Consider the following 15,434-nt stretch of genomic DNA (forward strand, 5'->3'; position numbering starts at 1 on the left):
ACGCCCGAAAAACAGTAAGGCAAAAAATGAAATCATATAATTTTGCGCACACGACGCTCGCTTCACTGGTACTGCTGACATTTATGACAAGCAGTGCATCTGCCGATGAACAACACAATCACTCGACGGTGCAGGATGATGCTGTCATGGTTGTGACCGCCCCCGTTTCCTCACCTCTTGAAATCGTCACCTCTCCCAAAACCCCGCGTCAGCCAGTACCGGCGAGCGATGGTTCCGATTATCTGAAAACCATTCCCGGTTTTTCCCAGATTCGTAATGGCGGCACCAATGGCGATCCCGTATTTCGCGGTATGTTTGGCTCTCGTCTGCGTATCCTGACGAATAATGGCGAAATGTTGGGGGCATGTCCGGCCAGAATGGATGCGCCCAGTTCATATATTTCTCCGGAAAGTTTTGATCTTCTGACACTGATTAAAGGGCCGGAAACGGTGCTTTGGGGGCCGGGTAACTCAGCGGGAACGATTCGCTTTGACCGGGAGCCGCCCCGTTTTGATAAACCGGGTATTCAGGGAACGGCCAGTTTGCTTACCGGCTCGAATAATCGCTGGGATGAAAATGCGGATATCAGCGTTGGCAGCGAGGAGGGGTACCTGAGGCTTATGGGGAATAAGTCCCGTTCAAACGACTACAAGGACGGTAATGGCGATCGTGTTCCGTCAAAATGGGATAAATGGAATGCTGATATAGCGCTCGGCTGGACGCCTGACAAAGATACCTTGCTGGAGCTGACGGCAGGAAAAGGCGACGGAGAAGCTCGCTATGCTGGACGCAGTATGGACGGTTCCCGGTTCAAAAGAGAAAGTCTTGGGATGCGTTTTGAAAAATCCAACATTGGTGACGTTTTTGATAAGTTCGAAGCCAATGTTTACTATAACTATGCCGATCATGTTATGGATAATTACTCCCTGCGTTCGCCAGGCAACAGTATGTCCGGGGGCATGGGCGGCATGGCGAACTCCATGGGCTCTTCAATGAATTCCGGCGCGTCAATGAGCATGCCGATGGCGATGGAGCTGGATCGACGTACCGTGGGTGGCCGCATGATGGGAACTTGGCTATGGTCTGATTTTGAGCTGCGGAGCGGCGCAGATTCTCAATTTAATACCCATCGTCGTAAATCTGATGAGGTCTGGTCCAAAGATGCGCGTTTTCATGATTACGGTGTGTTCGGTGAACTGACCTGGAACGCGACCGCACAAAGCAAAGTAGTCAGCGGTGCTCGCCTGGACAGGGTGATTGTCGACAACTTTACCGATGAGGGCGCATCTGAGCGTACAGATACTCTGCCCGCAGGATTTGTTCGCCTGGAGCATAATCTTGCAGACTTACCCATTATGTTTTACGCCGGTCTTGGATATACCGAACGTTTTCCCGATTACTGGGAGCTATTCTCGCCAACCTATGGGCCGGATGGCTCCACCGACGTTTTTGACAAGGTGAAAACAGAAAAAACAACGCAGATTGATATTGGCGCACAATACAAAGGTCAGCGTGTTAATAGCTGGATTTCCGCCTATGTCGGACGGGTTAACGATTTCATTCTCTTCCGTTACGATCGCAATAACGCGCGAGTCAGTCAGGTTGATAATGTCAACGCCACTATCATGGGGGGCGAGGCGGGTTTCAGTTATCAGCTTACCGATACATGGAAAACCGATGCCAGCCTCGCTTATTCATGGGCGCAAAATACCGATGATCATCAACCGCTGCCGCAAATTCCGCCACTGGAAGCACGCTTTGGCCTGACATGGGAGAAAGGCGACTGGAGTAGTACCGGTCTGTTAAGGCTGGTCAGCAGTCAGCATCGCGTTGCGATCAATGAAGGGAACGTCGTTGGAAAGGATTTTGACAGCAGTCCCGGTTTTGCCGTCTTTTCCGCTAACGCCGCCTATCGTGTGAATAAATACGTTAAGGTCAGCGCCGGTGTCGATAACCTGTTTGATAAGACCTACAGTGAACATCTGAACCTGGCGGGTAACAGTAGTTTTGGTTATTCCGCAAATACTTCCGTTAATGAGCCGGGCAGAACATTCTGGGGCAAAATTAACGTGACATTCTAAGGCTTTCCCGGTTTGGTTGCGCCTCTGATGTAAGACTTCTCAGGGGAATTCCGGCGTCCTGGGGGGCGAGCAAAACGCCTCCCAGGACGTTCACATGCAATGAATATGAAGAATATCCTCGTACTTACAGCGAACGGAACAGGCCACGGAATCAAATGGGCGAAAACGAAAAATCGCCATGTTCGCCAGAACCGCCGGTTCTGCGTCCTCAGAAAAGATCAATTCGCGTATTAATCCCCACGGTACGGCCCATATTGACCTGCGCGACCGCGCTGCTGCCGTTCATGTAGCCATAGGTACGGTAACGACGATCGAACAGATTATCGACATAGACGGAAATATTCATCCGCTCAGTCGCCTGCCAGCCGAGGCTACCGTCCAGTGTTGCGTAAGTGCCTTGCCGCAACTGGTTGGCGCCATCGAAATAATGCGGCCCGACGAGATTGATTGCCAGTCGCGGCAGCAGTGCGCCATAGCGGGTATCAATTAAGCCGCTCACACGGCTTCCCGCACCATAACGGGGGACAAACGGCACCCGCTTGCCGCGATACAACTCACTGTCATTGGTGAACTCGGAACGGATCGCGTTGCCATTAATATCCCATGACCAGCCTGGCGCAAACCGCCATTTCACTTCCAGCTCCACGCCGGTGGCGTCGGCTTTACCCGCATTGCTTAATGTCTGCATCCCGACCGGGCCAGAGTAGAGCTGCATGTCTTTGGTACGGGTATAAAACGTCGCGGCCTGTAGCGTGACATCCGCGGTTTCGTAGCGGGTGCCAAGCTCATAGTTGATGGACTTTTCCGCGACAAAAGGTCTGGCGGCAAGGCCTGGCGTCGGCACAATATTGTATCCGGAAGGTTTATATCCCTGGGCGACGCGGGTATAGACCCGCCAGTCGTCGGTCAGCATATAGCCGGCGGATAGCTGCCCGAGTAGCCGATCGTCGTCGCTTTTTCCGCTATCGCCAAACGGGCTACCGGCCATGTTGCCGTGGTATTGCGTACTGGCCTTATCGTGTGAGAAGCGCGCGCCGCCGCCGATATCAAAACGATCGGTTACATGCCAGGTCAGGTCACTGTATGCGGCCAGCGTTTCAGCGGTGGTATAACCGGTACTGCTTAAATAAGGTCCTGTCGGCATATCATAGGCGGAATTTAACTTCTCGCGGGTGTTCTGCCGGTACAGCCCAAATACCATATCAACGGTACGCGCATCGCCCAGGGTTGCGGCGCGTAACTCCTGCACATCCTGATTCCAGCGCTGAGGAATATGAACAATTAGCGAACCGGAAGGGAAGGTGCGCGAATAGTGCTGCTGCTGCCAGGCGCCGATCAGGTTGAAAACCCAGTCATCGGTAGTGTATTTGCCACTCAGGGTCTGGCTGTCAGTGCAGCGCCGCATATACGGATCCGGTGAACCATCGCTGATCAATAATTTACGACTTTTAATATCACTCCATGCCACATAAGCATCCTGGGTGGCGCGAGTACATTCGCGTGAGGCGGAAAAGCCCATTTCCCAGGGCCGATCGTCCGGGGCGAGACGCAGTTTCACATTTCCTGCGCTGGCGCGGGTGCCGCCTAAATCATCGCTTCCCGTCGCGGGGTTAATCATGTCGCCGTCATCAACCTGGCGTAACAGGGTGACGCCGCCGTACAGCAGGCCATCCTGAAGGGGGCCGCTGAGATTGAACTTACCCCGATAGCTATCCCGGCTGCTGACGCCGCCTTCAATATAGCCGCGCGGCGTGCTGTCCGGCTGCCGGGTGACGATATTGATGATCCCGCCCTGTGCGCTTTTGCCATATAAGGTTCCCTGCGGGCCGCGCAGTAGCTCCACGCGTTGCACATCGGCAAGCGTCTGGAGAGTGTTGGTGGCAAGCTGGGGAACGCCATCGACATACAGGGTGACCGCCGGGTTATAGAACTCCTGCGCCGAAGAGACGCCGCGTAGCGAGATGGCCGAAAAAAGCATGTTACCGCTATTTTCAATATTCAGACCAGGCAGGACTTTGGGGAGTTTGCCGCTGGCAGTGACGCCTGCATCGCTTAATTCCGGCGCGCTGACCACGGTAGAGGAGACATTGTTGGCGGATGCCGAGCGGGAAGATTGTTTACTGGCGGTGACCACCAGCGTGCTTTCGTCTTGCTGTGAAGTCTGGGCATTAGCCATGGCGGGGAGCAATAATCCCCCCAGCACCAGAGGTGAAAGCCGTGTCATTTTCATTGCTGTGAGTCCCTGTAAAACGGCGAAACGCCAAAAATAGCGATAATGGTGAATTGAAAATGATAACTATTTCTAATTGAGCGGCTACCCGAAACGGGATTATTTATGCCCGTTTCGGGTCAGGGGCGGGAATAACGACAGTTGCCCGGATGTGGAAATCATATGAGGCATGACCTTGTTAGATCATGCGTTTAAAGGCCGAAGGGGTTACGCCAAACTGTTTCTGAAAAGCGGCAGAGAAATGGCTGGCGTTGGCATAGCCCAGATCGGCCGCCACCGTCATGACGGTGGTATTGCCGTTGGCCAGGCGTCTTCTGGCTTCCTGCATGCGTTCAGCCTGAAACAGGCCATAGACGCTGTTGTTGAACAGAACGTGGAAGCCTCGCTTAATTTTGAGAACGCTCAGACCGGACTCTCTGGCCAGCTCCGCGACGCCCGGCGCTTGTGTCAGATCGGCCAGCAGCAGATCCTTCGCCCGCAGCAGTTTCTGGCGTTCCATCGGGTTGACGTGGCAGGAGAGGCAACCGGCGTCTTCACGATGTTCATCCAGCACCAGACTGAGCATGACCAGACTTTGCCCCTGCAACCATAGCGTCGATGGCTTTTGTTCATGGCTGAAGCCGCCGTGCATGCGCATCAGCGCGTGACGCAAGGCCTGAGCCGTTAAGTGGGTTTCAGCATTACAACGCTGCTGCTGGCAACAGCAGCGGGAGTCGATCTTATTTTTAATAACCGGACTCATATCCGGCACCCACAGCGCGAGGGTTTCAGGGCTAAAGGAGAGGGTAATGCTCTCGAATCGGTCACAATAGGAGGCGCTGCCGCGGCAGTCTGGCGTATGGGTAATGTAATGGCGATTGCGCGCAAGCTCCCAGTCGGTATGGCGCCTGAGTCCCTGAATCGCAAAGCGCGATGTGCCTTCCAGGATGCACGAGAAGTTAATCCTGCCCAGATCGTCGTGTAGCTGCAACGTCTCAGGCTGCGCAAAATGGCCCCTCCAGAGCAAAATATCCATACCTTCCTGCAACGAACAGCGCAGCAGTTCACACTGAGCAGGAATATTGCCATCGTTTGCAGGTTTCCCGACCACCAACTGGTGAACAGAGATTTCAGATTGCGTTTGCGGTGACTCCGTCATGACCTGGTTATCTCCCTGTGGCTTAGACCAATGCGGGTATAAATAGAACCGAATGGGGTAGATGAGTTATTGATAATGGTTATTATTCACATTAATTCTCAGAACGCCACCCTGAATTGTCGTTTTTGGCGTCCGTAAAAATTCATCAGGAAATTCAGTTACTCCCATGTCATCTCAATCATCCAATACTGAATCGCTGTCCCGATTTCCTCTCTGGCAGGTGATTACACCGGTTCGCAGGAAGGTTATTTTAGCGATGGCGCTGGCGGGGCTGGCGGCATTAACCAGCCTGGGGGCGCTCCTTTTTCTGGCGTGGAGCCTGCGTGACATTCGCGCGACGCCTGACGCTATTCCGGCCTGGCCGCTGGGCGGCGTGATCGGCTGCGTGGTCTTAACTTTTGTTCTGCGCTTGCAGGCGTTCAATACCTCTCATTACGCGGCTTTTCATCTGGAGAACATTCTGCGCAGCAGGTTAGCCCGTAAAGCATTGCAGCTTCCGCCTGGTGTGTTACAGCAAATGGGTAGCGGGTCAGTGGCGAAAGTGATGCTGGATGACGTGAAGTCGTTACATATCTTTGTGGCCGACAGCACGCCGCTCTATGCCCGCGCGATCATCATGCCGCTGGCGACAATCGTTATCTTGTTCTGGCTGGACTGGCGGCTGGCAATCGCGACGCTGGGGGTACTGGCGTTTGGATCGGTTGTTCTCGTGCTCGCCCGCCAGCGTTCGGAAGATATGGCTCAGCGTTATCATAAGGCGCGCGAGCAGGTCAGTGCGGCGGTTATTGAGTTCGTGCAGGCCATGCCCGTGGTGAGAACGTTTGATAGCGGCAGCACCAGTTTTTTGCGCTATCAACGCGCCCTTGAAGAGTGGGTCGATGTGCTCAAAACCTGGTATCGCAAAGCCGGTTTTTCAGCGCGTTTTTCCTTCTCGATTCTGAATCCTCTCCCGACCCTGTTTGTCCTGATCTGGTCGGGATACGGCCTGTTGCACTATGGCAGTCTCGATTTTATCGCGTGGGTGGCCGTTTTACTGCTGGGCAGCGGAATGGCCGAAGCCGTAATGCCAATGATGATGCTCAATAACCTGGTCGCGCAAACGCGTTTAAGCATTCAACGTATTTATCAGGTTCTCGCGATGCCGGCGTTATCGCTGCCGCTGTCTGACCAGCAGCCGAAAGAGGCGAGCATTACCTTTGAGCAGGTGAGCTTTCATTATCCGCAAGCGCGTACTGGCGCCGCGTTGCAGGAGGTGAGCTTTCATGTGCCTGCCGGGCAAATTGTGGCGCTGGTCGGGCCAAGCGGCGCCGGAAAAAGCACCGTAGCGCGCTTGCTGCTGCGTTACGCCGACCCGGACAAAGGCCATATCCGTATTGGCGGCGTGGATCTGCGCGATATGCAGACGGACACCCTGATGAAGCAACTCTCATTTGTGTTTCAGGACAACTTCCTTTTTGCCGACACGATAGCCAATAACATTCGTCTGGGCGCGCCGGATACGCCGCTGGAGGCGGTAATAGCGGCGGCCAGAGTGGCGCAGGCCCATGATTTTATTAGCGCGCTGCCAGAAGGTTACAACACGCGAGTCGGGGAACGCGGGGTATTTCTCTCCGGCGGCCAGCGGCAGCGCATCACTATCGCCCGGGCACTTTTGCAGGATCGCCCCATCCTGGTGCTCGATGAGGCGACGGCGTTTGCTGACCCGGAAAACGAAGCGGCGCTTATCAAGGCGCTCGCGGCGGCCATGCGCGGCCGGACGGTCATCATGGTCGCGCATCGTCTTTCAATGGTGACTCAGGCCGATGTGATATTGCTGTTTTCCGACGGACAGCTCAGGGAAATGGGGAACCATACGCAACTGTTGGCGCAGGGCGGCCTGTATCAACGGCTCTGGCAACACTATCAGCAGGCGCAGCATTGGGTGCCGGGTGGAACACAGGAAGAGGTGGTGGAAAATGAAAGACAATAATCCTGCGGATAACCTGGCCTGGCGCGTCATCTGGCGCCAGCTTATCTCCAGCGTTGGCAGCCAGGCCAGGATGCTGCGGCGCAGTATGCTGGCGCTGTTGCTGGCGGCATTCATGCAGGGGATCGCCTTTGCTTGTCTTTATCCGATCATTGATGCGCTGTTACGGGGAGACGCGCCGCAACTTCTCAACTGGGCTGTGGCCTTCAGCGTCGCCGCGATTGTGACGCTGGCGCTACGCTGGTATGGCCTGGGCTTTGAATACCGTGGTCATCTGGCGCAGGCCACCCATGAGTTGCGCCTGCGACTTGGCGAGCAGTTACGCCGCGTGCCGCTGGAGAAGCTCCAGCGTGGCAGGGCGGGCGAAATGAACGCCTTGCTGCTGGGCAGCGTGGATGAAAACCTCAATTATGTTATCGCGATAGCCAATATTTTGCTGCTCACCATTGTCACGCCGCTGACGGCGTCGCTGGCGACATTGTGGATAGACTGGCGGCTGGGGCTGGTGATGTTGCTGATCTTCCCTCTGCTGGTGCCGTTTTATTACTGGCGCCGCCCGGCGATGCGGCGACAAATGCAGACGCTGGGGGAAGCGCACCAGCGGCTGAGCGGCGATATCGTTGAATTTGCTCAGGGGATGATGGTATTGCGCACCTGCGGCAGCGATGCCGATAAAAGCCGGGCGCTGCTGGCGCATTTCAATGCGCTGGAAAACTTACAGACCCGCACTCACCGCCAGGGCGCTGGCGCGACGATGCTGATCGCCAGCGTCGTGGAGTTGGGCCTACAGGTGGTGGTGTTATCCGGGATCGTCTGGGTGGTGACGGGCACTCTGAACCTCGCCTTTCTGATTGCCGCCGTCGCGATGATTATGCGCTTCGCAGAACCGATGGCGATGTTTATCAGCTACACCTCGGTTGTGGAACTGATCGCCAGCGCCCTGCAACGGATTGAGCAGTTTATGGCGGTAGCGCCGCTTCCCGTCGCAGCGCAAAGCGAGATGCCGGAACGTTATGATATCCGCTTTGACAACGTCAGCTATCGCTACGAAGAAGGCGACGGCCACGCGCTTAATCATGTTTCTTTGACGTTCCCGGCAGCCAGTATGAGCGCGCTGGTGGGGGCCTCCGGCGCAGGCAAAACCACGGTCACCAAACTGTTAATGCGCTATGCCGATCCGCAGCAAGGGCAGATTTCTATTGGCGGCGTCGATATTCGCCGCCTGACGCCGGAACAGCTCAATAGCCTGATTTCTGTTGTTTTCCAGGATGTCTGGCTGTTTGATGACACGCTGCTGGCGAATATCCGTATCGCGCGCCCACAGGCGACGCGACAGGAGGTGGAAGAGGCCGCCCGCGCTGCGCAGTGCCTTGAGTTTATTTCCCGCCTTCCGCAAGGCTGGCTGACGCCAATGGGAGAGATGGGTGGCCAGCTATCGGGCGGCGAGCGCCAGCGGATTTCCATTGCCAGAGCGTTATTGAAAAACGCGCCGGTCGTCATTCTCGATGAACCGACCGCCGCGCTGGATATTGAAAGCGAGCTGGCGGTGCAAAAAGCGATCGATAACCTGGTTCACAACCGGACGGTGATTATCATCGCCCACCGTTTATCCACCATCGCCGGGGCCGGAAACATTCTGGTGATGGAAGAGGGACAGGTGGTTGAGCAGGGTACCCATGCGCAATTGCTCTCTCATCATGGACGTTATCAGGCGCTGTGGCAGGCGCAAATGGCCGCGCGCGTGTGGCGCGACGACGGGGTTTCCGCGTCTGGAGAGTGGGTGCATGAGTGATGTTCAGTCGAATGTGAAACCGCTGACGTTGACGACCGGGCGGGTGATTTTTGCTATTGCCGGCGTCTATGTGACGCAGAGCCTGGTATCGGCGCTGTCTATGCAGTCCTTACCCGCGCTGGTGCGCGCTGCTGGCGGCTCGCTGGCGCTTGCCGGTGCGACAACCCTGTTCATGCTGCCCTGGGCGCTGAAGTTTATTTGGGCGCCGTGGATCGAGCGCTGGCGGCTTCCGCCCGGTAGCCAGGAACGCCGTTCCCGCATGTTAATCCTGCGTGGTCAGGTCGCGTTAGCGGCGATACTGATGATTGCCGCAGCGATTGGCTGGTTTGGGCGAGAAGGGGGATTCCCCGATACGCAAATCGTCGCGTTATTTGTTCTGTTTATGGTGGCAGGTACGGTCGCCTCCACCATTGATATCGCCAGCGACGGCTTTTGCGTCGATCAACTGACCCGCGCGGGTTACGGCTGGGGAAACAGCGTGCAGGTCGGCGGTAGCTATCTGGGAATGATGTGCGGCGGCGGGGTGTTCCTGATGCTGTCGGCAGCATCCGGCTGGCCTGTCGCCATGCTGATGATGGCGATGTTGATTATGGCGCTGTCATTCCCGCTGTGGCGCATTACGGAGCCGACGCGAACAGCGACTATCCCGCATGTTCCGGCGTTAGGTTATGCGCTAAGGAGGAAACAGGCACGCCTGGGCTTACTGCTGGTATTGATGCTGAATTCAGGCATGCGGTTTGTGCTGCCTCTTCTGGCGCCGCTGTTGTTGGATCATGGGTTGAGCATGTCCGCGTTGGGCGCGCTGTTCAGCGGCGGCAATATTGCAGCGGGCATAGCAGGAACGCTGGCCGGCGGATTGCTGATGAAATACACCTCACCCGGCAGAGCGCTGTTGACGGCTTATGGCGTCCAGGGGATCGCGCTGCTGGCGGTGGTGATGACGCTCATGATGGCGCCGGGTCATCTGCTGCTGCCGGTTCTCCAGTGTCTGGTCATTGTCCAGTCCATTTCGCTGGCCTGCGCGCTGGTCTGTCTTTATGCCACGCTGATGTCGCTTTCATCGCCTTTGCAGGCCGGTGTCGACTTCACCCTCTTTCAATGTACTGACGCGGCAATCGCCATTCTGGCTGGCGTTATCGGCGGCGTTGTTGCTCAACATTTTGGCTATGCGGCCTGCTTCCTGTTTGCCGGGGCATTCACGTTGCTGGCGGCGTGGGTGGCTTATATCCGGCTGCATTCGGCAAAAGAACTGATGACAAGCGCAATGGATTGATCCGGGAATATCACGCCTGTTTGACGACGAAGGTGTGATATCTGCGCATATCAATGCTGTTGATATGCAGAAACAAAAGACCAGGTACGGTTATCTGTCAATGTCGCAGGAAATCAAGTGATTTTCATCAATAAAATAGAGAGCAAAAGTCACGCTAGTTCCATAAAACTGTGATCTTGATCAACATCGATAATCATCAATGCATTAAATATTACATACGGAAAATAAATGTAATGTATTGGTGGTGAATTTTATGGCGATTAAAGATTTTTTTGTACAAACAAAACCCGGTCGGCGTCGTTATGGCGTAGCGCTATTTGTCGGGGTGATTGCAGGGATTATGTCGGCGTTTGTGAAATGGGGGGCAGAAGTTCCTTTGCCGCCGCGTACTTTCTCCGGCGGCAGGGATGAATTTAATCCCCCTTATCTTTTCCTGCGCGACTACCTGGGAATAGACCCCACCCATACGGTGTATACTTTTTCCGAGCACATTATCAATCCGGTGATGGTCACGCATATTATATTCTCTCTGGTATTTGCCGTCGGCTATTGCGTTGTTGCCGAAGTTTTCCCGAAGGTTAAATTATGGCAGGGGGTATGGGCAGGTATTGTCGCCACTATCGCCGTTCACTGGATCTCTTTTCCGTTACTGGGCCTGACGCCTTCATTATTGAATATTCCGGCGGATGAGTATATTTCGGAACTGGTGGGACATATCTTTTGGTTCTGGGCAATTGAGATGATTCGTCGCGATCTTCGCAACCGCATCACTCACGAGCCTGACGCTGAAGTGCCCCTGGACGCGCCGTTCAGATAAGCCGTCATGAAAGAACCCGTGATTTCGCGGGTTCTTTAGGGCAGCAGTCTGACTACGCCAGAGATTGAGGCATCGTATTCATCGCAAAGTTGAGAATCTTTTCGCCGTCAAATGAAGCATAAGGCAAACTTTCAATAACAGCGATTTCTTGCCCGGATCTCAACGCGTTAATAAACTCTTCAATCTTATACTGAATATGCGGAGCGACCAGAACACCATCATAGGCAGGCGCGACGCTAAAGAAGTTTTCAACACCAACGGCGCTGATTAAGAGGTCTAATGCCTGGTTATCGGCGATTTTTTGCATTTTTCTGGCAATAATTCCTGCTGTTGCGCCGAACAAGCAACATATTAATAATTTTTTCACGATTTAACCCTCGGTGAGATACCGAGGCTACATTATTCCTCTACCGTTAACGAAAATGCGCGACATGTCAATTTTACAGGTTAATTTCTTGCGTCCATTTTATTCTGACCGTCGCCATCACAGAAGCTAAAAAACGCAAACGTGCGTGATGCTGTGAATGGTTGGGGATGATTCGCCGATTACTTTTTTTTACGTGAAATAACGAAGCGATCGCCAACGCGCGTGAGCTTCGCCCCATTGACACAGTATTCGACGGCAAACTTAAAAAACGTATCCGAATCAAGTTCGAAATCCAGTTCGATTTTTATGGCCTCGCCGGACTGCAGAAGCTGCTTTGCCTGTTCCAGATTGCTGGCTTTTACTGTTTCCATCTCTTCACCTCGTTTTTGCTTTTGCACTGATGGCCTCCGAACCCTATCTTACAACGTTTGTATTACAGCCGTGCGACAGCGAGTTCTTATTGGCTTTTCCGCCGTAGGCAATCTCCGTTATTGCTATGGGGTCTTCGCGGTATGCCTGGTGGGCACCCACAGGTTGTGATCACAGAGCGGACTAACGGATTCTATCCTCCTCTCAATGAGCGGAAATTTCCAGCGTACAATGGCCGACCATCGGTAAGTGCCGGGAGCACGAACCTTCTGTCTGGAGCCATTGGGCCGCCAGCGGCGCTCACGACAGACTAAATTCCCCACAACTTCAATGCCTTCACGCCAGGGGGCGACAGGTGGGTTGATAAATTCCTGGTAAATATCGATACTGTATAAAAACACAGTATCATTGCAAGTGAGTTTATTATGATGTTCTACAAACCGGTTGAATTGCGCCAGGTCATGTCGATTCCGCTGTTTAGCGACCTTGTTCAGTGTGGATTTCCCAGTCCGGCGCAGGATTACATTGAGAAGGGGATTGACCTCAACGAGCTGTGTGTCCGTCATCCTGCGGCAACCTATTTTGTCATGGCGACAGGCATGTCGATGGTTGACGCCGGTATTTATGAAGGCTCGCTGCTGGTGGTAGATCGCAGTCTGAAAGCGAAGCATGGCGATATCATCATTGCTTCACTGGCCGGTGAATATACGGTTAAGCGTTTGTGCACTCATCCCATCATGCAACTGCTGCCGATGAATCCCGATTTTCCGCCGATTGTGCTACACAATGACGGCGAAGATCTGGAGATTTTTGGTGTTGTCACTTTCAGTATCAACAGGTTTCGTTAATGTTTGCCCTGGTGGATGTCAATTCATTCTATGCCAGCTGCGAGATGGTTTTTCGCCCGGATTTACGCGGGCGTCCGGTGGTGGTGTTAAGCAACAATGACGGCTGCGTGATCGCCAGAAATGATGAGGCTAAATTGCTGGAGATCCCGATGGGCGCGCCATATTTCAAGGTGAAATCGCAGTTTGAACGCCATCAGGTGGCGGTATTCAGCAGCAATTATGCGCTGTACGGTGATATGTCCCAACGGGTGATGACGCTGCTTGAAGAGCTGGCTCCTGCGGTTTATCAATATTCCATTGATGAAGCCTTTGTGAATCTTAGCGGAATGCACCGTTCTGAGGAGCTTGAAGCATTCGGTCGCCATGTGCGAAGTACATTGCTCCAGTGCACCGGCCTGACGGTGGGCGTGGGGATCGGGCCGACGAAGACGCTGGCCAAACTGGCCAATTATGCGGCAAAAAGATGGTCAACATTCTCGGGTGTTGTCGATCTCTCTTTGCCGGTCAGGCAGCGGAAACTGCTGGCGCGGGTTGACGTCGGTGACATCTGGGGCGTTGGCCGCCGCACCGCGAAAAAACTCAATGCGATGGGGATTAACACCGCGCTTGAGCTTGCCGGAACGCCAACTGCACTGATCAGAAAGCATTTCAGCGTCGTGCTGGAGCGTACTGTACGAGAACTGTGCGGCGAACCCTGCCTTGCACTGGAAGAATTTATCCCGAGTAAACAGCAAATTATCTGCTCGCGTTCATTTAGTCATAAGGTGACTGAATACGAACTGATGCGGGAAGCCATATGCAGCCACGCGGCGCGCGCCGCCGAGAAGCTGCGCGCCGAGCATCAATATTGTCGCTATGTTTCCGCCTTTGTGAAAACCAGTCCGTTTGCGGGTAATGAAGCCTGCTACGGCCAAAACGCCGGTACCCACATCCCGATCCCGACCCGGGATAGTCGGGATATTATCAAGGCGGCGATAAAATGCCTGGATACAATCTGGCGGGAGGGATACCGGTATCAAAAGTGCGGGGTGATGCTGGGGGACTTCTTTAGCCAGGGCGTGGCGCAGTTCGGATTGTTTGATGACTATCAACCACATGCTAATAGTGAAGCACTTATGACGGTGCTGGATTCCGTCAATCAACGAGAGAAAGGTCAGCTTTGGTTTGCTGGGCAAGGAATCGCGCGTCGCTGGGAGATGAAGCGGCACAGGCTGTCGCCAGCCTACACCACCCGGTTGAGTGATTTGTTGCGGGTGAAGCTGTAAAGCGTTGCTATCTACGATTCATGCTATCGTCGAAGCGCTGATCACGCTCGTCGGGTTGTCACCCGCAGGGCCGCAGTGATTCGGTTTCCTGTGGACGTTAGCCCGCCAATAGGTTTTTTCCCCATTCTCTGTGCTTTTTCATCAGTGAATTCAGTGGCATGTCGCGACTAACTCTTGCGTAACCGTTGTGTAGGGCTAGACTACGGAAATCAGCATAAGTTAACGGAGGTTCAGTGGACGCAATTAAGGGCTCGCAACTCCAGGTGCCGGATGCCATTTTTGCCTGGGTGCTGGACGGGCAGGGCGGCGTGAAGCCGCTGGCGGACAGCGACATTATTGATAAGGAACATCCTTGCTGGCTGCATCTTAACTATACCCATGTTGACAGCGCGCAATGGCTGGCGTCGACGTCGCTGCTGCCCAATAATGTGCGCGGTGCGCTGGCCGGAGAAAGCACGCGCCCCCGCGTGACGCGGATTGGCGATGGGGCACTAATTACGCTGCGCTGTATCAACGGCAGCACTGATGAGCGCCCGGACCAACTGGTGGCGATGCGCCTGTATATGGACGAGCGTTTAATCGTCACAACCCGGCAGCGTAAAGTTCTGGCGCTGGACGATGTACTTGGTGACTTGCGTGAGGGGAATGGTCCGGTAGACGGCGGTAGATGGCTGGTGGAAGTCTGTGATGCGCTGACCGATCACGCCAGCGAGTTTATTGAGCAACTTCATGACCGGATTATCGATCTGGAAGATGATTTACTGGACCAGCAGATACCGCCCCGCGGCTTTCTGGCGCTGTTGCGCAAGCAGCTTATCGTTATGCGCCGCTATATGGCGCCGCAGCGCGATGTTTATGCCCGTCTGGCCAGTGAACGTTTGCCGTGGATGACAGACGACCATCGGCGGCGGATGCAGGATATTGCCGAGCGTCTGGGGCGTGGGCTGGATGAAATTGATAGCTGTATTTCCCGCACGGCGGTGATGAGCGATGAGATCGCGCAAATTATGCAAGAATCGCTATCACGCAGAACGTATACGATGTCGCTGATGGCAATGGTCTTTCTGCCGAGCACTTTTTTAACCGGACTGTTTGGCGTTAACCTCGGCGGGATCCCGGGTAACAGCTGGCATATGGGGTTCCTGGTTTTCTGCGTAATGTTAGTTGTTCTCATTGGGGGTGTTACATGGTGGTTGCATCGTAGTAAATGGTTGTAAAGAATCGCCTTTTATCATAATGATGATGCTGAAAACCCGGTAATGTTTGAGCGAAATCAATAAACTCTCCC

12 protein-coding genes are annotated in these 15,434 nt (G+C 54.3%); 8 read left to right on the forward strand and 4 right to left on the reverse strand.

Going from position 1 to position 15,434, the window contains the following annotated elements:
• Window positions 1-83: 83 nt before the first annotated feature.
• Window positions 84-2,081: a TonB-dependent copper receptor gene (locus FE839_RS21015; protein WP_395033867.1), complete on the forward strand. Its 1,998-nt coding sequence runs from the start codon at window positions 84-86 to the stop codon at window positions 2,079-2,081.
• Window positions 2,082-2,289: 208 nt separating this feature from the next.
• Here FE839_RS21015 and FE839_RS21020 read toward each other — a convergent pair whose 3' ends face one another.
• Window positions 2,290-4,311 carry a TonB-dependent receptor gene (locus FE839_RS21020; RefSeq protein WP_138362707.1) on the reverse strand — a complete coding sequence of 674 codons (2,022 nt, stop codon included), beginning with the start codon at window positions 4,309-4,311 and terminating at the stop codon, window positions 2,290-2,292.
• Window positions 4,312-4,489: 178 nt separating this feature from the next.
• Window positions 4,490-5,449, reverse strand: a complete 960-nt coding sequence (gene ybtA, locus FE839_RS21025) for a yersiniabactin transcriptional regulator YbtA (protein WP_138362708.1) — start codon at window positions 5,447-5,449, stop codon at window positions 4,490-4,492.
• Between the two features lie 256 nt (window positions 5,450-5,705).
• Between ybtA and ybtP the strand changes: the two genes are divergently transcribed.
• From ybtP to FE839_RS21045, 4 genes are all read left to right on the forward strand, one after another.
• Window positions 5,706-7,418 (forward strand): yersiniabactin ABC transporter ATP-binding/permease protein YbtP, encoded by a 1,713-nt coding sequence (ybtP, locus tag FE839_RS21030; RefSeq protein ID WP_171034943.1) that lies wholly within the window; start codon window positions 5,706-5,708, stop codon window positions 7,416-7,418.
• Complete coding sequence (gene ybtQ, locus FE839_RS21035) at window positions 7,405-9,207, forward strand: yersiniabactin ABC transporter ATP-binding/permease protein YbtQ (protein WP_138362710.1); 1,803 nt, start codon at window positions 7,405-7,407, stop codon at window positions 9,205-9,207. The genes ybtP and ybtQ overlap by 14 nt, the downstream gene beginning before the upstream one ends.
• Complete coding sequence (gene ybtX / locus FE839_RS21040) at window positions 9,200-10,480, forward strand: yersiniabactin-associated zinc MFS transporter YbtX (protein ID WP_138362711.1); 1,281 nt, start codon at window positions 9,200-9,202, stop codon at window positions 10,478-10,480. The genes ybtQ and ybtX overlap by 8 nt, the downstream gene beginning before the upstream one ends.
• Window positions 10,481-10,733: 253 nt before the next feature.
• Window positions 10,734-11,297 (forward strand): YagU family protein, encoded by a 564-nt coding sequence (locus tag FE839_RS21045; RefSeq protein WP_138362712.1) that lies wholly within the window; start codon window positions 10,734-10,736, stop codon window positions 11,295-11,297.
• 52 nt (window positions 11,298-11,349) lie between these two features.
• Here FE839_RS21045 and FE839_RS21050 read toward each other — a convergent pair whose 3' ends face one another.
• Both FE839_RS21050 and FE839_RS21055 read right to left on the reverse strand, forming a co-directional pair.
• Window positions 11,350-11,664 (reverse strand): PTS sugar transporter subunit IIB, encoded by a 315-nt coding sequence (locus FE839_RS21050; RefSeq protein ID WP_138362713.1) that lies wholly within the window; start codon window positions 11,662-11,664, stop codon window positions 11,350-11,352.
• 179 nt (window positions 11,665-11,843) lie between these two features.
• Window positions 11,844-12,035: a hypothetical protein gene (locus FE839_RS21055; RefSeq protein WP_138362714.1), complete on the reverse strand. Its 192-nt coding sequence runs from the start codon at window positions 12,033-12,035 to the stop codon at window positions 11,844-11,846.
• 423 nt (window positions 12,036-12,458) lie between these two features.
• Between FE839_RS21055 and umuD the strand changes: the two genes are divergently transcribed.
• The 3 genes from umuD (at window position 12,459) to zntB (ending at window position 15,363) form a co-directional block, all read left to right on the forward strand.
• Window positions 12,459-12,881, forward strand: coding sequence for a translesion error-prone DNA polymerase V autoproteolytic subunit (gene umuD / locus FE839_RS21060; protein ID WP_138362715.1), 423 nt, complete (start codon window positions 12,459-12,461; stop codon window positions 12,879-12,881).
• Window positions 12,881-14,146 (forward strand): translesion error-prone DNA polymerase V subunit UmuC, encoded by a 1,266-nt coding sequence (gene umuC, locus FE839_RS21065; protein ID WP_138362716.1) that lies wholly within the window; start codon window positions 12,881-12,883, stop codon window positions 14,144-14,146. The genes umuD and umuC overlap by 1 nt, the downstream gene beginning before the upstream one ends.
• 233 nt (window positions 14,147-14,379) lie before the next feature.
• Window positions 14,380-15,363: a zinc transporter ZntB gene (zntB, locus tag FE839_RS21070; RefSeq protein ID WP_138362717.1), complete on the forward strand. Its 984-nt coding sequence runs from the start codon at window positions 14,380-14,382 to the stop codon at window positions 15,361-15,363.
• Window positions 15,364-15,434 lie beyond the last annotated feature (71 nt).

Origin of the sequence: Klebsiella indica, from assembly GCF_005860775.1 — a bacterium.
GTDB classification, from domain to species: domain Bacteria; phylum Pseudomonadota; class Gammaproteobacteria; order Enterobacterales; family Enterobacteriaceae; genus Klebsiella; species Klebsiella indica.